General features: G+C 42.1%; 25 protein-coding genes, 1 rRNA gene and 1 pseudogene. 24 read left to right on the top strand and 3 right to left on the bottom strand.

Features of this window, described 5'->3' with window-relative positions:
* The first annotated feature begins 1 nt into the window (after nucleotide 1).
* The 19 genes and pseudogenes from secY to AAZR19_RS18020 all read left to right on the top strand — a co-directional run bounded on the left by secY (nucleotide 2) and on the right by AAZR19_RS18020 (nucleotide 12775).
* Nucleotides 2-1294 (top strand): preprotein translocase subunit SecY, encoded by a 1293-nt coding sequence (secY, locus tag AAZR19_RS18110; protein ID WP_024425603.1) that lies wholly within the window; start codon nucleotides 2-4, stop codon nucleotides 1292-1294.
* Nucleotides 1295-1349: 55 nt separating this feature from the next.
* Nucleotides 1350-2003 (top strand): adenylate kinase, encoded by a 654-nt coding sequence (locus AAZR19_RS18105; RefSeq protein WP_076839358.1) that lies wholly within the window; start codon nucleotides 1350-1352, stop codon nucleotides 2001-2003.
* Nucleotides 2000-2746, top strand: a complete 747-nt coding sequence (gene map, locus AAZR19_RS18100) for a type I methionyl aminopeptidase (protein WP_003217210.1) — start codon at nucleotides 2000-2002, stop codon at nucleotides 2744-2746. Before AAZR19_RS18105 ends, map begins: the two co-directional genes overlap by 4 nt.
* Nucleotides 2747-2773: 27 nt before the next feature.
* Nucleotides 2774-3080 (top strand): annotated as a pseudogene (locus tag AAZR19_RS18095) (KOW domain-containing RNA-binding protein).
* Nucleotides 3058-3276, top strand: coding sequence for a translation initiation factor IF-1 (gene infA / locus AAZR19_RS18090; protein WP_003217190.1), 219 nt, complete (start codon nucleotides 3058-3060; stop codon nucleotides 3274-3276). The pseudogene AAZR19_RS18095 and the gene infA overlap by 23 nt, the downstream one beginning before the upstream one ends.
* A gap of 31 nt (nucleotides 3277-3307) precedes the next feature.
* Complete coding sequence (gene rpmJ / locus AAZR19_RS18085; protein ID WP_003156543.1) at nucleotides 3308-3421, top strand: 50S ribosomal protein L36; 114 nt, start codon at nucleotides 3308-3310, stop codon at nucleotides 3419-3421.
* Between the two features lie 21 nt (nucleotides 3422-3442).
* Entirely contained in the window at nucleotides 3443-3808 is a 366-nt protein-coding gene (gene rpsM / locus AAZR19_RS18080) for a 30S ribosomal protein S13 (protein ID WP_003217023.1), read from the top strand.
* A 20-nt stretch (nucleotides 3809-3828) separates the two neighbouring features.
* On the top strand, nucleotides 3829-4224 hold the full coding sequence (gene rpsK, locus AAZR19_RS18075) for a 30S ribosomal protein S11 (RefSeq protein ID WP_003217231.1): 396 nt from the start codon (nucleotides 3829-3831) through the stop codon (nucleotides 4222-4224).
* Between the two features lie 175 nt (nucleotides 4225-4399).
* Entirely contained in the window at nucleotides 4400-5344 is a 945-nt protein-coding gene (locus tag AAZR19_RS18070) for a DNA-directed RNA polymerase subunit alpha (protein WP_003217009.1), read from the top strand.
* 75 nt (nucleotides 5345-5419) lie between these two features.
* Complete coding sequence (rplQ, locus tag AAZR19_RS18065; RefSeq protein ID WP_003216944.1) at nucleotides 5420-5782, top strand: 50S ribosomal protein L17; 363 nt, start codon at nucleotides 5420-5422, stop codon at nucleotides 5780-5782.
* 125 nt (nucleotides 5783-5907) lie between these two features.
* On the top strand, nucleotides 5908-6750 hold the full coding sequence (locus AAZR19_RS18060) for an energy-coupling factor ABC transporter ATP-binding protein (protein WP_008356549.1): 843 nt from the start codon (nucleotides 5908-5910) through the stop codon (nucleotides 6748-6750).
* A complete protein-coding gene (locus AAZR19_RS18055) occupies nucleotides 6726-7595 on the top strand; it encodes an energy-coupling factor ABC transporter ATP-binding protein (protein ID WP_024425606.1) in 870 nt (289 codons plus the stop codon). The genes AAZR19_RS18060 and AAZR19_RS18055 overlap by 25 nt, the downstream gene beginning before the upstream one ends.
* Nucleotides 7592-8389, top strand: coding sequence for an energy-coupling factor transporter transmembrane component T family protein (locus AAZR19_RS18050; RefSeq protein WP_041105669.1), 798 nt, complete (start codon nucleotides 7592-7594; stop codon nucleotides 8387-8389). Before AAZR19_RS18055 ends, AAZR19_RS18050 begins: the two co-directional genes overlap by 4 nt.
* Nucleotides 8390-8400: 11 nt before the next feature.
* Nucleotides 8401-9144 (top strand): tRNA pseudouridine(38-40) synthase TruA, encoded by a 744-nt coding sequence (gene truA / locus AAZR19_RS18045; protein ID WP_041105676.1) that lies wholly within the window; start codon nucleotides 8401-8403, stop codon nucleotides 9142-9144.
* 165 nt (nucleotides 9145-9309) lie between these two features.
* Nucleotides 9310-9747 carry a 50S ribosomal protein L13 gene (gene rplM, locus AAZR19_RS18040; protein ID WP_003217042.1) on the top strand — a complete coding sequence of 146 codons (438 nt, stop codon included), beginning with the start codon at nucleotides 9310-9312 and terminating at the stop codon, nucleotides 9745-9747.
* 20 nt (nucleotides 9748-9767) lie between these two features.
* A complete protein-coding gene (gene rpsI, locus AAZR19_RS18035; protein ID WP_039175996.1) occupies nucleotides 9768-10160 on the top strand; it encodes a 30S ribosomal protein S9 in 393 nt (130 codons plus the stop codon).
* 173 nt (nucleotides 10161-10333) lie between these two features.
* Nucleotides 10334-10858: a GNAT family N-acetyltransferase gene (locus AAZR19_RS18030; protein ID WP_076839356.1), complete on the top strand. Its 525-nt coding sequence runs from the start codon at nucleotides 10334-10336 to the stop codon at nucleotides 10856-10858.
* Nucleotides 10859-11112: 254 nt separating this feature from the next.
* Nucleotides 11113-11586 carry a GNAT family N-acetyltransferase gene (locus tag AAZR19_RS18025; RefSeq protein ID WP_326350074.1) on the top strand — a complete coding sequence of 158 codons (474 nt, stop codon included), beginning with the start codon at nucleotides 11113-11115 and terminating at the stop codon, nucleotides 11584-11586.
* A 214-nt stretch (nucleotides 11587-11800) separates the two neighbouring features.
* Nucleotides 11801-12775 (top strand): serine hydrolase, encoded by a 975-nt coding sequence (locus tag AAZR19_RS18020; RefSeq protein WP_434703922.1) that lies wholly within the window; start codon nucleotides 11801-11803, stop codon nucleotides 12773-12775.
* A 36-nt stretch (nucleotides 12776-12811) separates the two neighbouring features.
* On the opposite strand, the gene AAZR19_RS18015 is transcribed toward AAZR19_RS18020, so the two are convergent.
* Nucleotides 12812-13381 carry a DUF4825 domain-containing protein gene (locus AAZR19_RS18015; RefSeq protein WP_041105682.1) on the bottom strand — a complete coding sequence of 190 codons (570 nt, stop codon included), beginning with the start codon at nucleotides 13379-13381 and terminating at the stop codon, nucleotides 12812-12814.
* Between the two features lie 152 nt (nucleotides 13382-13533).
* On the opposite strand from AAZR19_RS18015, the gene AAZR19_RS18010 reads away from it, so the two are divergent.
* From AAZR19_RS18010 to AAZR19_RS18000, 3 genes are all read left to right on the top strand, one after another.
* Complete coding sequence (locus tag AAZR19_RS18010) at nucleotides 13534-13977, top strand: DUF2521 family protein (RefSeq protein WP_034283869.1); 444 nt, start codon at nucleotides 13534-13536, stop codon at nucleotides 13975-13977.
* A 58-nt stretch (nucleotides 13978-14035) separates the two neighbouring features.
* On the top strand, nucleotides 14036-14749 hold the full coding sequence (gene cwlD / locus AAZR19_RS18005; protein ID WP_024425615.1) for an N-acetylmuramoyl-L-alanine amidase CwlD: 714 nt from the start codon (nucleotides 14036-14038) through the stop codon (nucleotides 14747-14749).
* A gap of 103 nt (nucleotides 14750-14852) precedes the next feature.
* Complete coding sequence (locus AAZR19_RS18000) at nucleotides 14853-15911, top strand: Mrp/NBP35 family ATP-binding protein (RefSeq protein ID WP_041105688.1); 1059 nt, start codon at nucleotides 14853-14855, stop codon at nucleotides 15909-15911.
* Nucleotides 15912-15948: 37 nt separating this feature from the next.
* Here AAZR19_RS18000 and gerD read toward each other — a convergent pair whose 3' ends face one another.
* Entirely contained in the window at nucleotides 15949-16527 is a 579-nt protein-coding gene (gene gerD, locus AAZR19_RS17995; RefSeq protein WP_041105690.1) for a spore germination lipoprotein GerD, read from the bottom strand.
* 90 nt (nucleotides 16528-16617) lie between these two features.
* On the opposite strand from gerD, the gene AAZR19_RS17990 reads away from it, so the two are divergent.
* Nucleotides 16618-17220 (top strand): KinB-signaling pathway activation protein, encoded by a 603-nt coding sequence (locus AAZR19_RS17990; protein ID WP_041105692.1) that lies wholly within the window; start codon nucleotides 16618-16620, stop codon nucleotides 17218-17220.
* Here AAZR19_RS17990 and pdaB read toward each other — a convergent pair.
* Nucleotides 17213-17977 (bottom strand): polysaccharide deacetylase family sporulation protein PdaB, encoded by a 765-nt coding sequence (gene pdaB, locus AAZR19_RS17985; protein WP_024425619.1) that lies wholly within the window; start codon nucleotides 17975-17977, stop codon nucleotides 17213-17215. The genes AAZR19_RS17990 and pdaB overlap by 8 nt on opposite strands.
* 375 nt (nucleotides 17978-18352) lie before the next feature.
* Between pdaB and AAZR19_RS17980 the strand changes: the two genes are divergently transcribed.
* A 16S ribosomal RNA gene (locus tag AAZR19_RS17980) occupies nucleotides 18353-18411 on the top strand; the annotation flags it as partial.

Raw genomic sequence — 18411 nt, 5'->3', positions numbered from 1 at the left:
CTTGTTTAAGACAATCTCCAATTTTATGCGCGTGAAAGATATACGGAATAAGATTATATTCACACTTTTAATGTTAGTCGTCTTTCGTATAGGTGCTTTCATCCCTGTGCCTAATGTGAACGCCGATGTTCTCCAGGCACAGGATCAAATGAGTGTTTTCGGAATCCTCAACACGTTTGGGGGCGGGGCACTTTTCCAATTCTCCATTCTTGCAATGGGGATTATGCCGTATATCACTGCTTCGATCATCATTCAGCTCTTGCAGATGGATGTTGTTCCGAAGTTTACTGAGTGGTCAAAGCAAGGAGAGGTTGGCCGCCGAAAATTAGCACAATTCACAAGGTATTTTACAATTGTTCTAGGATTTATCCAGGCGCTAGGAATGTCATATGGATTCAATAATATGGCAGGAGGCATGCTGATTGAAAACCCTGGTGTTTCAACGTATCTCTTAATTGCGGTCGTACTCACTGCGGGAACAGCATTTTTAATGTGGCTGGGTGAGCAGATTACTGCTCACGGTGTTGGTAATGGTATTTCGATTATTATCTTTGCCGGTATCATCGCTGGTATCCCTCAAACATTAAAACAAGTGTACGCTCAACAATTTGTAGGTGGAGATGGACAGCTGTTCATGCAAATCCTTAAAATTGCCCTTATTGTCATTGCCATTCTTGTCATTGTTATCGGTGTTATTTACATTCAAATGGCAGTGAGAAAGATTGCAATTCAATATTCAAAGGGAACTGGCCGTGCACAAATGTCTGCTAGTCAAGCAACGCACCTTCCATTGAAAGTGAATCCAGCAGGGGTGATTCCAGTCATCTTTGCCGTTTCTTTCATTATTACTCCGCAGACGATCGCATCGTTCTTCGGAACCAATAATGTGACAACTTGGATAACCAACAACTTTGACTATACTAAGCCAATCGGTATGACGATTTATGTAGCACTGATTGTTGCTTTCACATATTTTTATGCCTTTGTCCAAGTCAATCCTGAACAAATGGCTGAAAATCTGCAAAAGCAGGGTGGCTATATCCCGGGAGTTCGTCCAGGGAAAATGACTCAAGATAGAATTACGAGCATTTTGTACCGACTCACGTTTGTGGGCGCCATTTTCTTAGCCGTGATTTCAATACTTCCTATCTTTTTCATTCAATTCGCTGGATTACCTTCCGCTGCACAAATTGGCGGCACAAGTCTTCTCATTGTTGTAGGTGTTGCACTTGAAACAATGAAACAGCTTGAAAGCCAATTAGTGAAACGAAATTACCGTGGATTTATGAAATAAAACAGAGGGCTGGGCAGCTGCCCAACCTCTCTAAGTAAGGAAGGGGAAATCCGAAATGAACTTAGTCTTAATGGGGCTTCCGGGTGCTGGTAAAGGCACTCAGGCAGAACGAATTGTTGATGATTATGGGATCCCTCATATCTCAACAGGAGATATGTTCCGCGCTGCTATGAAAGAGGAGACACAACTTGGGCTCGAAGCAAAATCCTTTATCGATAAAGGAGAGCTTGTTCCTGATGAGGTCACAATCGGTATTGTTAGAGAAAGACTTGGCAAAAATGATTGTGAACAAGGTTTTCTTCTGGACGGATTTCCGCGAACAGTCGCTCAGGCTGAAGCTTTAGAAGGAATTCTAAAGGACCTTGGCAGAACGATTGATTATGTCATTAATATTAAAGTCGATAAAGATGCTTTGATGGAGCGTCTGACTGGCCGAAGAATTTGCAAAAATTGCGGAGCAACATATCATTTAGTATTCAATCCACCTGCGAAAGAAAATGTTTGCGACAAGTGTGGAGGCGAGCTTTATCAACGTGCAGATGATAATGCAGAAACCGTTTCGACTAGACTTGAAGTAAACTTAAAGCAGACTGAGCCTTTACTGAACTTCTATTCAGAAAAAGGATATCTTGCAAACATTGATGGTGCGAAGCACATTAACGATGTATATGCAGATATCAAGGACCTGCTTGGAGGATTAAATAAATGATTATCTGTAAAACTCCTCGCGAGCTTGAGATTATGAGAGAAGCTGGACGTATTGTCGCACTGACTCATGAAGAGCTGAAGAAACACATAAAACCAGGTATTTCGACAAAAGAATTGGATCAAATTGCCGAACGTTTTATTACAAAGCAGGGTGCAATCCCATCTTTTAAAGGGTATAATGGTTTTCGCGGGAGCATTTGCGTTTCGGTGAATGAAGAACTCGTTCACGGTATTCCTGGTAAACGGGTTTTACGTGATGGTGACATCATTAGTATCGATATTGGCGCAAAGTTAAATGGCTATCATGGTGACTCTGCTTGGACTTATCCAGTTGGGGTAATCAGTGATGAAGACCGCAAACTACTGGAAGTCACAGAGGAATCTCTATATAAAGGCTTACAGGAAGCAAAGCCAGGCGAACGTCTGTCGAACATTTCCCATGCCATACAAACGTATGTTGAAAATGAAAATTTTTCAGTTGTTAGAGAATATGTTGGACATGGGGTCGGACAGGATCTTCATGAGGACCCTCAAATTCCTCATTATGGTCCGCCCAACAAAGGCCCGCGGCTAAAACCTGGAATGGTGTTGGCCATCGAACCGATGGTGAACGCAGGCAGCCGATATGTGAAAACATTGGCTGATAACTGGACGGTTGTAACGGTTGATGGGAAAAAGTGTGCTCATTTTGAGCATACGATTGCGATTACAGATACAGGTTTTGATATACTGACTAAGATTTAGGTCTTCACTGAAGCCTTTCAGGCCCAAATCGGGCAGGTTGTCTGTATAGTCCAAAGAAAGAACAAGATCAGTATACAGGTGTCATCGGCATGTTCGTTGGCTGCCATGTACTAATCGCAGACGGAGAAAAGCGTAAATTTCATTCTCCTAAGAAAAAATATCAATCATATAACCTTTTATGATTGCGTATCTCCGGAAGTTCAGAACAGTATATTCAAAACAGGTCGGGTGATAGATGAACAATTGAGAGATTCTCATTTGGACATTTGTCAGAGAGCAAGTTACTGATTTGAAGAAGGGAGAACACTTGAATGGCGAAAGACGATGTAATTGAAGTGGAAGGTACTGTAGCAGAAACTTTGCCAAACGCAATGTTCAAAGTTGAACTAGAGAATGGCCATACAGTTTTGGCTCATGTATCAGGAAAAATCCGTATGCACTTCATTCGCATTTTACCTGGAGACAAAGTTACGGTAGAATTATCTCCATATGACTTAACTCGTGGTAGAATTACGTACCGTTACAAATAAAGCAACTCCGGAAGAAGGAGGTTGGAAACACATGAAAGTGAGACCATCTGTTAAACCTATCTGTGAAAAATGTAAAGTGATTCGCAGAAAAGGAAAAGTAATGGTGATCTGTGAAAACCCAAAACATAAACAAAAACAAGGCTAATAACAAGGAGGTGCCCAAATCATGGCTCGTATTGCTGGTGTAGATATTCCACGTGATAAGCGTGTTGTCATTTCTTTAACATATGTTTTTGGAATTGGTCGTACGACTGCGCAACAAGTCCTTAAAGAAGCAGGTGTTTCTGAAGACACTCGCGTTCGCGATCTAACTGAAGACGAACTTGGTAAAATCCGTGATATCATTGACAAACTTAAAGTAGAAGGTGACCTTCGTCGTGAAGTTTCACTTAACATTAAGCGTCTAATTGAAATCGGAAGCTACCGCGGAATCCGTCATCGTAGAGGACTTCCTGTTCGTGGACAAAACACAAAAAACAACGCGCGTACTCGTAAAGGTCCGCGTCGTACTGTAGCTAACAAGAAAAAATAAGTAAAGGAGGTAGTTAAAGAATGGCTGCTGCTCGTAAACAAAATACGCGTAAACGTCGCGTGAAAAAGAATATTGAAGCTGGAATCGCTCATATCCGTTCCACTTTCAACAACACGATTGTAACGATTACTGATGTTCATGGAAACGCAATTTCTTGGTCAAGTGCTGGTGCATTAGGATTCAGAGGTTCTCGTAAATCTACTCCTTTCGCTGCACAAATGGCTGCTGAAACTGCTGCTAAAGGTTCTATCGAACACGGTCTTAAAACACTTGAAGTAACTGTTAAAGGTCCTGGTTCTGGTCGTGAAGCTGCAATTCGTGCGCTTCAAGCTGCAGGTCTTGAAGTTACTGCAATTAGAGACGTAACTCCAGTTCCTCATAACGGATGCCGTCCACCAAAACGTCGCCGCGTGTAATTTGTTTGTATAGATTTTGTGTCCCTGTCAATAATGGGTTATGATACAGTTATTTATGAGACGAATACACGACTCGTTGCCTGAGCACATACGGGACTAAACAATGAGGAATTTCGGATGGAATCTCATATGATTCTATTCGAGGTTTCGACGTTTTGAAGGAGGGTTTTATTAGATGATCGAAATTGAAAAACCAAAAATCGAAACGGTTGAAATCAGCGACGATGCCAAGTATGGCAAGTTTGTCGTAGAGCCACTTGAGCGTGGATATGGTACCACTTTAGGGAACTCCCTTCGTCGTATCCTTTTATCCTCACTTCCTGGTGCAGCTGTAACATCGATCCAGATAGATGGTGTCTTACACGAATTCTCAACGATCGAAGGCGTGGTTGAAGATGTTACAACGATTATCTTAAACATTAAAAAGCTTGCACTCAAAATCTACTCTGAAGAAGAGAAGACGCTTGAAATTGATGTACAAGATGAAGGTACTGTAACAGCTGCTGATATTACACACGACAGCGATATTGAAATCTTAAATCCAGATCTTCACATCGCAACTCTTGGCAAGAATGCGAGCTTCCGTGTTCGCTTAACTGCACAAAGAGGTCGCGGGTATAATCCTGCTGATGCAAACAAAAGAGACGATCAGCCAATCGGTGTGATTCCGATCGACTCAATCTATACACCTGTATCTCGTGTGACTTATCAAGTGGAGAACACCCGTGTTGGGCAAATCACAAACTATGATAAATTAACACTAGATGTATGGACTGATGGAAGCACAGGACCGAAAGAAGCGATCGCTCTAGGTTCTAAGATTTTAACTGAACACCTGAATATTTTCGTTGGGTTAACTGACGAAGCTCAGCATGCTGAAATCATGGTTGAGAAAGAAGAAGACCAAAAAGAAAAAGTGCTTGAAATGACAATTGAAGAGCTTGATCTTTCTGTTCGTTCTTACAACTGTTTGAAGCGTGCGGGTATTAACACTGTTCAAGAGCTTGCTAACAAGACAGAAGAGGATATGATGAAAGTTCGTAACCTTGGACGTAAATCTCTTGAAGAAGTGAAAGCGAAACTAGAAGAACTTGGACTGGGTCTTCGTAAAGACGATTGACTAGTTTCATTGTGAACTAGGATTTTCGTGTGTTTTTTATTCATACAGCATCTCTAATTAAGGAGGGGACATCACATGGCATACAGAAAGCTAGGACGCACTAGTGCACAACGTAAAGCAATGCTTCGTGACCTAACGACTGATTTGATCATCAACGAACGCATCGAAACAACTGAAACACGTGCGAAAGAACTTCGCTCTGTAGTTGAAAAAATGATCACTCTTGGCAAACGCGGAGATCTTCATGCTCGCCGTCAAGCTGCAGCTTACATTCGTAATGAAGTAGCTAACGCTGAAACAAACCAAGATGCACTTCAAAAATTATTCGCTGACGTTGCAACTCGCTACGAAGATCGCCAAGGTGGATACACTCGTATCATGAAGCTTGGACCTCGTCGCGGCGATGGCGCACCAATGGCTGTCATTGAATTAGTTTAATCACATATCGTGTATCTAAGAAAGGGCGGGACAGTTCATAACTGGATCTATGCCCTTTTTTAGGTACTACGGCTTTTTTAGGAATAAGCAAAGAAGAGGTTGAGCTGAGAGGAGGTCCGGTAGAGATGGGGAAGACATTAATTGACGTAAAAGACATTGTATTTCGTTATCACAAGGATGCGGACAAGCCCGCTTTAGATCAAGTGTCACTGCATGTGAATCAAAATGAATGGCTCGCCATTGTTGGTCATAACGGTTCAGGTAAATCCACACTTGCCCGTGTGCTGAATGGGCTCATTTTACCGGATGCTGGTACGGTCAAGGTTGGAGAGATTGAGCTCAAAGAAGAAAGTGTTTGGGATATTCGCAAAAAGGTAGGAATGGTCTTTCAAAACCCAGATAACCAATTTGTGGGCTCAACGGTTCGTGATGATGTGGCTTTTGGTTTAGAAAATAACGGGGTTGAGCGGGAATTGATGATAGAACGTGTAGATTGGGCTGTCAAACAGGTCAATATGCAGGAGTTTCTTGATCAAGAGCCGCACCATCTATCAGGCGGGCAGAAGCAGAGAGTCGCCATTGCAGGTGTGCTTGCCGCAAGCCCTGACATCATGATCTTGGATGAAGCAACATCAATGCTTGATCCGATTGGCCGTGAAGAAGTGTTAGAGACTGTTAGACTATTGAAGGAACAAGGAACGGTCACAGTCATTTCCATCACACATGATTTAGACGAGGCTGCCAAGGCAGACCGCGTCATTGTGATGAATGGCGGGAAGAAATTTGCCGAGGGAACGCCAGAGGAAGTATTTGAACTAGATGAACAGCTGGTTCAGATTGGACTTGATCTGCCATTCTCCTATCGATTGAGCAAGCAATTGAAGCAGCAAGGTGTGCCGCTTGCAAATGCCCATTTGACACAAGAAGGATTGGTGAAAGAGCTATGGACATTACGATCAAAGAATTAGAGCATCGTTATCAAATGAAAACGCCGTTTGAGCGTCTCGCTTTGTATGATGTCAATGCTTCCATCAAAGAGGGCAGCTATGTCGCTGTCATTGGTCATACGGGCTCTGGTAAGTCTACATTGCTGCAGCATTTAAATGGATTGCTCAAACCAACGAAGGGGAGCATTGCGCTTGGAGAGACAATTTTACAAGCCAATAAAAAGCAGAAGGATATGAAACCCCTCCGGAAAAAGGTAGGCATCGTGTTTCAGTTTCCTGAGCATCAGCTCTTTGAGGAAACCATCCTCAAGGATATCTGCTTTGGTCCAATGAACTTCGGTGTTCCTCAAGAGAAGGCAGAAGCGAAGGCGAAGGAGATGCTGAAACTGGTTGGTCTTCCTGAATCTCTATTATCTCGATCTCCCTTTGAACTAAGCGGCGGTCAAATGAGACGTGTGGCGATTGCAGGCGTTTTAGCGATGGAGCCAGAAGTGCTTGTGCTTGATGAGCCGACTGCTGGGCTGGATCCACGCGGGCGGAAGGAAATTATGGACATGTTCTATGACCTTCATCAAAAGGCAAACCTCACCACGATCCTGGTCACACACAGTATGGAGGATGCCGCTCATTATGCGGATCAAATGATTGTGATGCATAAAGGAACAGTGAAGGCGACAGGCACGCCGAGAGAGTTGTTTGCCAATCGTACAGACATGTCTTCGTTTGGTCTCGACCTCCCGGAAACGATTAAATTCCAGCAGACTGTAGAAGAAAAGCTTGGTATTACGTTTCCAAGGCCGCTTCTGACCATGGATGAAATGGCAGAAGCCTTAACAGCTCTTTATCAGGAGGACACGACATCATGATGGATAGTATGATTATCGGCAAATATGTGCCAGGCTCATCCTTTGTCCATCGTCTTGATCCAAGGACAAAGCTGTTATCAATTTTCTTTTTCGTCTTTATCGTCTTTTTTGCTAATAATTACATCACTTACGGGCTTTTAGGTGTCTTTACCATCCTTGTGGTGATGGTTTCTCAGGTGCCGCTATACTTTATTCTCAAGGGAATGAAGCCGATCCTATGGATTGTCCTGTTTACCTTTATTCTGCATATTTTCATGACAAAGGATGGCTCCTTGCTATTCCACTTGGGTTTTCTGAATATTTATGAAGAAGGTCTAAAGCAGGGAATCTTCATTTCACTCCGTTTTGTCTATCTCATTATGATGACGACACTTCTTACGTTAACCACAACGCCTATAGAAGTGACAGACGGGATGGAGAAGCTGCTGCACCCGTTCCGTAAAATCAAACTGCCTGTTCATGAACTTGCTCTCATGATGTCCATCTCTCTTCGGTTTATTCCGACGTTATTAGAAGAGACAGACAAAATCATGAAGGCACAAATGGCACGAGGCGTTGATTTTACAAGCGGACCTTTAAAGGATCGCCTGAAAGCTATCGTTCCTTTGCTTGTTCCGCTTTTCGTCAGTGCGTTTAAGCGTGCAGAGGAACTGGCGACCGCGATGGAAGCGAGAGGCTACCGCGGGGGAGAAGGACGGACGAAATATCGTCAGCTTGTCTGGGGCATGAAGGACACGTTCACGCTGCTTCTATTCATCCTGTTAACAGCACTCCTTGTGCTGCTTAGAAATTAGGTGATTCCTAGATGAAGGTCAAATGTACCGTATCCTACGATGGGACACATTTTAAAGGCTATCAGGTGCAGCCAGGGCAGCGAACCGTTCAGACGGAGATAGAGTCTGCCCTTGCAAGAATGCATAAACAGGATGAACTGATTCCGATTGTGGCTTCCGGCCGGACGGACAGTGGTGTCCATGCAAAGGGACAGGTCATCCATTTTGAGACCCCGCTTTCGATCCCGATGGAGAGATGGCCTTTTGCCCTCAACAGCATGCTGCCGGATGATATCCGTGTTCTAAAGGCTGAGGAGGTCGATGATTCGTTTCATGCCAGATTTGGTGTTGTTTCGAAGGAGTACCGTTATAAGGTCTCAACGGAAACACACCAAAATGTATTCACGAGACAGTATGCCTGCCACTATCCTTACCGGCTGGATATCGATAAAATGAGAGAAGCCGCTGAGCACCTGGTTGGGACACATGACTTTACAAGCTTTTGTGCGGCCAATACAGAGGTTCAGGACAAGGTGAGGGTTATTTATGCCCTCGAGTGGAAAAACGTCTCAGACGGGCTTGAAATGCGTGTGAGAGGGAATGGTTTTTTATACAACATGGTGCGGATTATCGCTGGAACATTGCTTGAAATCGGTTCTGGTAAATTTCACCCTGAGGAGATAAAAGCCATGCTTGCCGCCCGAAATCGCGAAGCGGCAGGCAAGACTGCGCCTAGTCACGGACTGTATTTATGGGAAGTTTTCTATGACAACTAAACCAGGTGTAACATGTTCTTGACACAGGAAGCAGAAAGTTATAAGATATCATATGGTATGTATTTCAACCCCACAAATAAGCCCCGGAAGACTTATCTGTGTTTTGAAATAGAACGTAGCATTTGATTCAAGGAAAATTCATTGATTTATTTAGGAGGGAAACTCATGCGTACAACACCAATGGCGAACGCAAGCACAATTGAGCGCAAATGGCTAGTTGTTGATGCGGCAGGCAAGACTCTAGGTCGTCTTTCTACTGAAGTAGCATCACTTTTGCGCGGTAAGCACAAACCAACTTATACACCACACGTTGATACAGGTGATCATGTGATCATCATCAATGCTGAGAAAATCGAATTAACTGGTAAGAAATTGACGGACAAAATTTACTACCGTCACACGATGCACCCAGGTGGTTTGAAACAAAGAACTGCTCTTGAGATGCGTACAAACTACCCTGAAAAAATGTTGGAGCTTGCTATCAAAGGTATGCTTCCAAAGGGTCCACTAGGTCGTCAAATGTTCAAAAAATTAAATGTGTACCGTGGTTCTGAGCATCCACATCAAGCACAACAACCTGAAGTTTACGAACTTCGCGGTTAATTATAAGGGAGGTTAACAATTTGGCACAGGTTCAATATTACGGTACAGGTCGTCGTAAAAGTTCTGTAGCGCGCGTTCGCTTAGTTCCAGGTGAAGGCCGTATCGTCGTTAATAATCGTGAAATTACTGAATACATTCCATTCGCTGCTTTAATCGAAGACGTGAAACAGCCTTTGAACATCACAGAAACAGCTAACAGCTACGATGTTCTTGTAAATGTTCACGGTGGTGGATTCTCTGGTCAAGCTGGAGCAATTCGTCACGGTATCTCTCGTGCTCTTCTAGAAGTAGATCCTGAGTACCGTACATCACTTAAACGTGCTGGACTTCTTACTCGTGACCCTCGTATGAAAGAGCGTAAGAAATACGGTCTTAAAGGCGCACGTAGAGCTCCTCAGTTCTCAAAACGTTAATCAATTTTATATTGTATGGACGTTTTACAAAGGTTTGTTACAGACAAACCATATAAGAAAAGCATCAGCATCCTGCTGGTGCTTTTTTATTTGTGTTTTTTTCTGTATGGAAACATATAAAATAGGATCATAGCAAGGTTTCTGTTTTTAAAAAAAGTCTATGGGGGTGTCATATGAATCTAACAACAGAAAGGTGTATCGTTCGATCATTTGCTGAGGGTGATTGGCGGGATGTCTATGCATATACATCTGATCCGGCAGTGATGAAGTATATTCCGGAAGGTGTTTTTTCTAAAGAAGATGCGAAGGATTTTGTCAAAAATAATAGTCTTAAAACAGCCAAGAATTTTGCTGTTCTATTAAAAGAAGATCAGATTTGCATCGGGCATATTGTGTTTCATTCTTACTTTGGTGAGCACACATATGAGATTGGCTGGGTTTTCAATCCTGCCTATCAAAACAAGGACTATGCATCAGAAGCGGCGTATGCTGTCTTACATCATGGTTTTCACACTCTGAACTTACATCGAATCATTGCGACTTGTCAGCCTGAAAATGTGCCCTCGTGGAGAGTAATGGAGAAAATGGGGATGAGGAGAGAGGGATATTTTAAAAAATGTATACCACAAGGAAATGAGTGGTGGGATGAGTTTTACTATGCCATCTTACAAGAGGAATGGTTCGTGAAGAGGGCTTGATCAGTTTTCATGATATGAAGTAATTCGCCATTTCAAATATCACTCCGCTTTCGATGTTGATATAATCAGGTCAAATAAGCAGAAGAGGGAGGATCTTTGATGCACATTTTCTTATCATTGATTTTCCAAGGATACACACTGCCGGCTAGTTATGTGGTTAAAAAAAGCAGCTGATCAAATCTTATAGAAGAACAGTCTCAATTGGTATTTTGGTAAGTGAAGATAGTTTTCGTCCATCCTAGGAGGTGCTTTCATTGAATTTAAATCAATTGACATGTAGAGAAGCTGGGCAAGAAGACCTCGACAAAATCATTTTCATGCTTTCAGATGATAAGTTAGGTCAAAAGAGAGAGCGTTACACTCGCCCGTTATTAGAAAGCTATATTAAAGCCTTTCATTCAATCGATGCTGATCCAAATATTGAACTCATTGTTGCGTGTGACCAGGAAGAAGCAGTTGGTGTTCTTCAGTTAACCATGACGCCATTTCTTACACATCAAGGAGGATGGAGAGCATCCATCGAAGGAGTTCGTACGGCTTCGACTCATAGAGGAAAAGGAGTCGGTTCGCTGCTTATAAAGTGGGCCATTCAACGCGCCAGCGACCGCGGATGTCATATGGTCCAGCTGACAACAGACAAACAGAGGCCAGAAGCACGCCATTTTTATGAGAAATTAGGGTTTGAAGCCACTCATGAAGGAATGAAGCTGCATTTGCCCCATGAATAAGGACATCAAGAAGCGGAGGATTCACGAACCTCTGCCTTTTTTATGCCTTTATTTGAAATATTTGTTATATTAAACATGTAAAACCTCTGTTATTTGGAAAGGAGAAACATGTTACTCAAAATCGGTCTAGTTGTTATAGGTGTGGTCGTACTTTACGTGGGGGTTCAAGTCTTGTTGTATAAAAGAGATATGAAAAAAAACGAAGGAAGATCTTTTGACATTTGTCGCAAAAAACAAAAAGGACGTATCAGTGACAATCATTGAAAATGATGATGTGGTGTTAGAGTGGAATGCTGATCAAAAAACGCCACTTGCAAGTACGGTGAAATTAGTGGTTTTATTTCATTTTGTTAAAGCTGTATCGAGCGGCGGCATCAAGCTAGAGGAAAAAGTGGCATTGTCTGATATAGAGCGGTTTTATATTGATAGAACAGACGGTGGTGCGCACGCGTACTGGCTGGAGGTCAATGATTTTTCTGAGCATGCGTCTTTATTAGATGTTGCCAAAGGGATGATGCAATTCAGTTCGAATGCTTGTACGGATTATTTGATTGACCGACTGGGCTTAGAAAAGATCAATGACCAGATGAAACAAGCAGGTCTTACAGAACATGATGAACTCATGGCACTGACGCCAGTGATTTTGTGGTCCGCTTATGTATCTGATCGTCGGCGGGATGCATTCAAGAAAATGAGCGGTGTATCCGAAGAACAATACAAATCTCTAATGAATGAGATTTTTAATATCATGAAAAATGACCCAGAGCATAAAAAGGCGTTAGAAGAAAAAATGAAAAAAAAGAACTTATTAGGCTGGCGTATACAATCATTACTGACGCAAAAGTTGACAAAGTCTACAACCAATCAATATGCACATTTTATGAAACGTCTCCAGGATGAGCTGTTAATAACAGAAGAAAAGAGTCTTTTTAGCCAAATTGTGCTGGGAGAAACATTCAAGACGGAAAAAGATCAATATATTTGGTATAAAGGCGGAGCGACGTTGTTTGTTTTCACAGCTGCTTTATATCGAAAAACGGATATCTCTTCTATATCCATTTCACTTTTTATCAATGATCCTAAAGCGAACAATTCTCACTGGATTGAGGGAGTATTCAACGAATTTATGCTTACTTCAGCAGTGGATCAAAACTTTCGCCAACGATTGATTCAGGCTTTTACTACATAAACACCAAAAAACAGAGGGAAACATCCCTCTGTTTTATTATTTCTGCATTGGATACGTTTTGTATACATCTTGGCGTTTCTTTTTTGACTTCACAACTCCATCCACCAGTTCCTTTTGCCAAAGCGCTGTATCGTCTTTGTACTTTTTAAAAGGGTGAGGGAGCTCTTTTTCTAGCTGTTTTCTTTTAAACGTGACGGACGGCTCGTCTTTAGAGCTCATGTTAAGTGTCACTTGCTCTACGTTATCGACCAGAATAAAAAGTGCGATGGCGTTGTATAAATACGTTTTTTCGATCGTATCCTTTTGATCAAACCAGAAGGCGTCAAACTGTTCTTCTGTATAGCCGGCATTTTCTTTTATCCCATACGTGACGTCTAATGCTTTCCCATCGATGATTTCAAATTCACGAATGACGCCTCCAGGAAGATCTGATAAGATTTCACGAATGGCTGAATTGTCACCGAGATACGTATTTTTGTGTGTTGAAAGTTGTTTTAAGGATATGTCTTCTATTCCTTTTATATCGCTCTTTTTCTCTGTGGCTTGACTGCTGCATGCAGATAAGACGACTGTTAATAGCAGCAGAATATACATCCATTTCTTCATTGATTTTGCCCCTTTATTGTTCTTTCTATATGTAAATGTTTATTTTATCACAATTTTCCATTCCGATCGTTCACAGGCCGTCATTTCCATTTACTGAACTGCATGTTTTGTTCAAACCAACGAACAATACAAAGAAAAAAGGAGTTCAGTCCATGGCAGAAGTGCTTTCATTTTATCAACTGAAAACAAAACGAGATGTCACGCTTGAAAAGAAGCTTTTGCGTACATTGTCTCTTCAACAAGTAACGGCTGCTTCCGAGAAATTCACAAAGAAGCTGTTTCCATTTGCAGATGATCCAGCGGGTATTATGAGTGATGGCTGCATCGATTTCGCCATTGAAGCTTTCTTAGCTGGCGGGAGATACGGTGAGTCGAGTAAATACGGCGAATCATTCGACGATATCAAAAAGCGGTCCTTCCAGGAGGAAGCTGAGCTGATTGAAGAGCTGGCAGGATGCTTGCAATCATGGGGGAATATGTTCCGTATGGAGCGGAAGATGTCATGTTTATATCCATTTGCGAAGGATTTTTTAAGCATGTGGTGGCAGGAAGGCTTTCGTGAATCAGAAAAAAGACACAAGCTTCGGCTGCACTAAGCATATTTCCAGCCCTTGTCCCATATCTATAAAATAATGGTGTATGGGAGGGACAGGGATGAAAAGAAAGCTGAAGTGGACAGGGTTTTTAATTGGGTTTATTGTCCTCTTATTCTTATTCAGGTTTCAATTTCTAAATGATGATTCATGGAAATCGTGGAATTTGCCTCTAAGCGGGAAGATCATCTATTTAGATCCGGGTCACGGCGGTCCAGATGGCGGGGCTGTAGGAGGAGAGCTGCTTGAGAAAGAGATTGCACTGGATGTATCCATGAAGATACGTGACTATTTGCAGGAGCAGGGAGCACTTGTTCTCATGACCCGAGAGGATGATTCTGATTTATCATCAAAGAATACAAAGGGTTATGCCCGGAAGAAAGCGGAGGATTTAAGGAACCGCGTCAAAGTCATCAATGAATCTGAAGCGGATCTCTATTTAAGCATTCATTTAAATGCGATACCATCAAACAAATGGAGCGGGGCTCAGACGTTTTTTTACGGAAAGTATGAAGAAAATGAAAAGGCAGCCAAGTTCATTCAAGATGAATTGCGCAGGAATCTTGAAAACACAGATCGAAAGGCGAAGCGGATTAATGGCATTTATTTAATGCAAAATGTCACAAAGCCAGGAGCTCTTGTGGAAATTGGATTTCTCTCCAACCCGAAAGAGGCTGGACAGCTGGCAACACCTAAATATCAGGATCAAATTGCTGCCTCTATTTATAAAGGGATTTTAAGATATTTAACAGAGCAAAAAGAGCCGCCTGAATAAGGGGCTTTTTCCTTTTGATCGCAGGCAAACAGGACAGACATTGTAAGGATATGTATGATATACTTGGATTGTAAACGAATTCAATAAAGGGTGAGGTTCTGCTATGATCGGACAAGATGATGTGAGAAAACTAGTTGGGAAGATGGACGAACCTTTCCTTCATATACCGCTTGGTGAGCTGGATGCCATCAAGGAAATCAGCCTAAAGCCTGAGAAAGAGCATGTGAGCCTGAAGGTGGCTATTGCCAAAACAGGCACTGCTGAGCAGATGAAGCTGCAGCAAGACATCGTACAAGCCTTGAAAGCAGCAGGCGCTAACACAGTAGGACTTCGTTTTGAGGAACTGCCTCAGGAAACACTTGAAAAGTTTATGCCATCACAAGATGAGGAAGAAACCCTGCTTAACTCTAAAAATCCGCCTGAGTTCTTAGCGATTGCGAGTGGAAAGGGCGGCGTTGGTAAATCGACGGTTTCTGTTAACCTTGCTGTAGCGCTCGCTCGTCTAGGGAAAAAAGTCGGGCTGATTGATGCTGATATTTATGGCTTTAGTGTACCGGATATGATGGGAATCACTGTCAGACCAACAGTTAAAGGGGAAAAAATTATTCCTGTGGAGCGCTTTGGTGTCAAAGTGATTTCAATGGGCTTTTTTGTTGAAGAAAATGCACCGGTTATTTGGAGAGGACCGATGCTTGGAAAAATGTTAAATAACTTCTTCCACGAAGTTGAGTGGGGAGAATTAGATTACTTACTATTAGACCTTCCGCCTGGAACGGGAGATGTAGCGCTTGATATTCATACAATGCTGCCTAGCTGTAAAGAAATCATTGTCACTACACCGCATCCAACGGCTGCCTTCGTTGCAGCAAGAGCAGGCGCAATGGCACTGCAAACAGATCATGAAGTGCTCGGGGTCGTTGAGAATATGAGCTATTATGAAAGCAAAAAAACAGGTGAAAAGGAATACGTTTTTGGAAAAGGCGGCGGGGAAAAGCTGGCTGAAGAGCTGCGTGTATCAGTCCTTGGCCAAATTCCTTTAAGACAGCCTGATTGGAATGAGGATGATTTCGCGCCTTCTGTCTATGATGCAAGTCATCCGACAGGAGAAGTGTATCAACACATTGCGAATAAAGTCATTGAACAATTAGCAGTGAAAGCATAATGAAAGCCCGAGTGGATGAACGCCACTCGGGTGATGTTTAACTGTCGCTTCCTTGCGAGCCGGAATCACTGCCGCTCTCAGATGCTGCCTTTTTGAGCTCATCTTCGAATTTCTTCTTATAAAGAGGGCTGCTTAATGTTTCCGTAATGACTTTTTCTAAGTGCTTTCTAAACTCTTTGCTTTTTACAAGTTCACCGTATTTTTTTTCCATCTCAGGATCCTTGAGAATATCCATCATCAGCTGTTGATAGTCAGGATCCTTCATTAACTGTTTTAACATTCTTTCATGCTGTTGCTGCATGGATTTTGCGAAAGTCTCGGCAAATTTAGAATCCTCAAAGACCTTCTTCCAGAACTCTTTGCCTTTATCAGAAGTCAGTGTTTTCTCTATCGTTTTTTTCACAGTTTGTTCATCCATTACCAAAGCTTCATTCATTGCCTCGTCATTTAATAACTGTTGAATGGCCTTTTTACCGTCATCTGTCTTTAATATATCGACGACCATTTTTTTTGTTTCGTCATAGTCCATATTAGATGAGGATTGGGTTTTGGGAGCACAAGCTGTTAGAGATAAAAGAAGAAAACAGCTCATTATACGCAAGATGCCTTTTGACATACTGTGGCTCCTTTCGTTACATGTCTTACTTTTAATATGAATGTTTCACGTAAATTTATACATAACAAAAATAGGGGTTGGATCAATTCAATGAAAAGTCGGGATTTAGTTCGTTTTTTCTTCTCTGTGCTAGCTGTTGGAGCGGTCATTACAAGCGTGGTAGGCTTTGCGCTGGAGTGGGGGAAATATCAGAAGCTTTTTATATCGTTTGAAATTCTAGAGATCGCATCTGTGTTGTTTTGGTTCATTGGTGTAGGAATGATTTTTAGTGTCATTAGTCAGATGGGGTTTGTTGTCTTCTTGACGGTGCACCGGTTTGCGTTAGAGATTTTCCGGTCACATTCTTTGTGGAATACCATTCAGCTGTTTCTTGTGATTTTTGTGCTGTTTGATTTAGCTTACTTGCGATTTTTGTTTTTCGGAGAAAATGAATCATTTCTTCCATACTTGTGGCTGCCTATATTTATTGGTGTGTTTGCATTGATCGTGGCTTACTTTAAACAGCAGCAGTCCTCTAAGAAAACATTTATTTCCGCAATGTTTCTCATGGTCGTCATCACATCGTTAGAATGGTTCCCGGCGCTCAGAGTCAATGAAGAGGACTGGCTGTATTTAATGCTGTTCCCGCTATTAGGCTGTAATGCGTTTCAGCTGTTAGCGATGCCGCGGTTTTCAAAAGCGAAAGCTACTTAACTTCTGATGACTTTGTTTTCGTATTGGAGATCAGTTCGCCAACCGTCACATTTTTTAAATGTTTTTCTTTTATTTGTTTCAAAATAGCGGGTAAGGCTTGAGCGGTTTGGGTTGCTGAATCTGAGGCGTGAAGGAGAACAATGTCCCCGCTTTTCATTCGATCATTTACATTCTGAACAATCTGGTCGACACCCGGATTCAGCCAATCCTGTGAATTGATACTGTAATGAACAACGGTATAACCGTACTGTGTGGCAATTTTTAGTGCTGTTTCGTTAAACTGTCCAGTTGGCGGTCTTAATAGTTGAATGTCATCTAGTCCAAGCTTTTGAAATGTATTTTGTGCACGGACAAGATCTTGCTTGATTTCACTATCTTCAAGCTGGCTATAATTTTTATAAGCATAGCCGAGGCTTCCGATCTGGTGGCCGTCCTCCCTAATTTGTTTCACGATATCAGGATGACGCTCAGCCCAAGAAGCAGACAGAAAGAAGGTGGCGTTCTTTATACCGTACTCTCGAAGGACATTTAAAATAGGAACAGCCTTCTCATCCCCCCAGCCAATATTAAAAGTGAGAGAGACATGTTTTGATGAAGTCTCGCCTTTATAAATGGCTCGGGGTCCATGTTCAGTTTTAAATACCGACAGCGGCGGTGCCTTTTGTACATAAAAAAAGGTTGCAGCTGCAAGGGCTGCTACAAGAATAATGACAACTTGCTTCAGCCGTTTAATAGGCAACACATATAATCGACTCAATTCAAACACTCCTGCCTTGTCCAAGATTGTTACTTGATTGTATGCAGGGCAAGGGTTTAAGATGCTTAATAAAACTATTTCAAAAAAAGTTTTGAAAAGGCGTTGACCGAAAGAAAGTTTTCGTGATATATTATTAATCGTCGCTGACACACAGTGACAAACACAAAACGCTTCGGGAAATAAACTTGAAAAAAGTTGTTGACATAAGATGAAGCGAAATGTTATATTATTAAAGCCGCTAAGAACGGCGGAGATGATCTTTGAAAACTAAACAAGACAAAACGTACCTGTTAATTCGAGTTTTTATAAAAAATCCTATGATACTTCATAGGTAGTCAGTCAAACTGGCGAAAAGCAAAACTTCGGTTTTGTACTTTTTCGGAGAGTTTGATCCTGGCTCAGGACGAACGCTGGCGGCGTGCCTAATACATGCA

It is taken from the genome of Bacillus sp. Je.9.29.b (genome assembly GCF_051129925.1).
Classification (GTDB): domain Bacteria; phylum Bacillota; class Bacilli; order Bacillales; family Bacillaceae; genus Bacillus; species Bacillus safensis.
The sequence above is the reverse complement of the archived record's forward strand: the minus strand, read 5'-3'. Positions and strand labels throughout refer to the sequence as shown.

What these genes read in the sequence shown, in the direction of transcription:
- AAZR19_RS18010 (WP_034283869.1), top strand. Translation starts at nt 13,534, where the DNA reads ATGGCAGAAGTGCTTTCATTTTATCAACTGAAAACAAAACGAGATGTC.
- AAZR19_RS18050 (WP_041105669.1), top strand. Translation starts at nt 7,592, where the DNA reads ATGATGGATAGTATGATTATCGGCAAATATGTGCCAGGCTCATCCTTT.
- map (WP_003217210.1), top strand. Translation starts at nt 2,000, where the DNA reads ATGATTATCTGTAAAACTCCTCGCGAGCTTGAGATTATGAGAGAAGCT.
- rplM (WP_003217042.1), top strand. Translation starts at nt 9,310, where the DNA reads ATGCGTACAACACCAATGGCGAACGCAAGCACAATTGAGCGCAAATGG.
- AAZR19_RS18015 (WP_041105682.1), bottom strand. Translation starts at nt 13,381, where the DNA reads ATGAAGAAATGGATGTATATTCTGCTGCTATTAACAGTCGTCTTATCT.
- AAZR19_RS18030 (WP_076839356.1), top strand. Translation starts at nt 10,334, where the DNA reads ATGAATCTAACAACAGAAAGGTGTATCGTTCGATCATTTGCTGAGGGT.
- rpsM (WP_003217023.1), top strand. Translation starts at nt 3,443, where the DNA reads ATGGCTCGTATTGCTGGTGTAGATATTCCACGTGATAAGCGTGTTGTC.
- AAZR19_RS18105 (WP_076839358.1), top strand. Translation starts at nt 1,350, where the DNA reads ATGAACTTAGTCTTAATGGGGCTTCCGGGTGCTGGTAAAGGCACTCAG.
- rpsK (WP_003217231.1), top strand. Translation starts at nt 3,829, where the DNA reads ATGGCTGCTGCTCGTAAACAAAATACGCGTAAACGTCGCGTGAAAAAG.
- gerD (WP_041105690.1), bottom strand. Translation starts at nt 16,527, where the DNA reads ATGTCAAAAGGCATCTTGCGTATAATGAGCTGTTTTCTTCTTTTATCT.
- AAZR19_RS18070 (WP_003217009.1), top strand. Translation starts at nt 4,400, where the DNA reads ATGATCGAAATTGAAAAACCAAAAATCGAAACGGTTGAAATCAGCGAC.
- AAZR19_RS18000 (WP_041105688.1), top strand. Translation starts at nt 14,853, where the DNA reads ATGATCGGACAAGATGATGTGAGAAAACTAGTTGGGAAGATGGACGAA.
- infA (WP_003217190.1), top strand. Translation starts at nt 3,058, where the DNA reads ATGGCGAAAGACGATGTAATTGAAGTGGAAGGTACTGTAGCAGAAACT.
- cwlD (WP_024425615.1), top strand. Translation starts at nt 14,036, where the DNA reads ATGAAAAGAAAGCTGAAGTGGACAGGGTTTTTAATTGGGTTTATTGTC.
- AAZR19_RS17990 (WP_041105692.1), top strand. Translation starts at nt 16,618, where the DNA reads ATGAAAAGTCGGGATTTAGTTCGTTTTTTCTTCTCTGTGCTAGCTGTT.
- rpmJ (WP_003156543.1), top strand. Translation starts at nt 3,308, where the DNA reads ATGAAAGTGAGACCATCTGTTAAACCTATCTGTGAAAAATGTAAAGTG.
- AAZR19_RS18060 (WP_008356549.1), top strand. Translation starts at nt 5,908, where the DNA reads ATGGGGAAGACATTAATTGACGTAAAAGACATTGTATTTCGTTATCAC.
- rplQ (WP_003216944.1), top strand. Translation starts at nt 5,420, where the DNA reads ATGGCATACAGAAAGCTAGGACGCACTAGTGCACAACGTAAAGCAATG.
- truA (WP_041105676.1), top strand. Translation starts at nt 8,401, where the DNA reads ATGAAGGTCAAATGTACCGTATCCTACGATGGGACACATTTTAAAGGC.
- AAZR19_RS18055 (WP_024425606.1), top strand. Translation starts at nt 6,726, where the DNA reads ATGGACATTACGATCAAAGAATTAGAGCATCGTTATCAAATGAAAACG.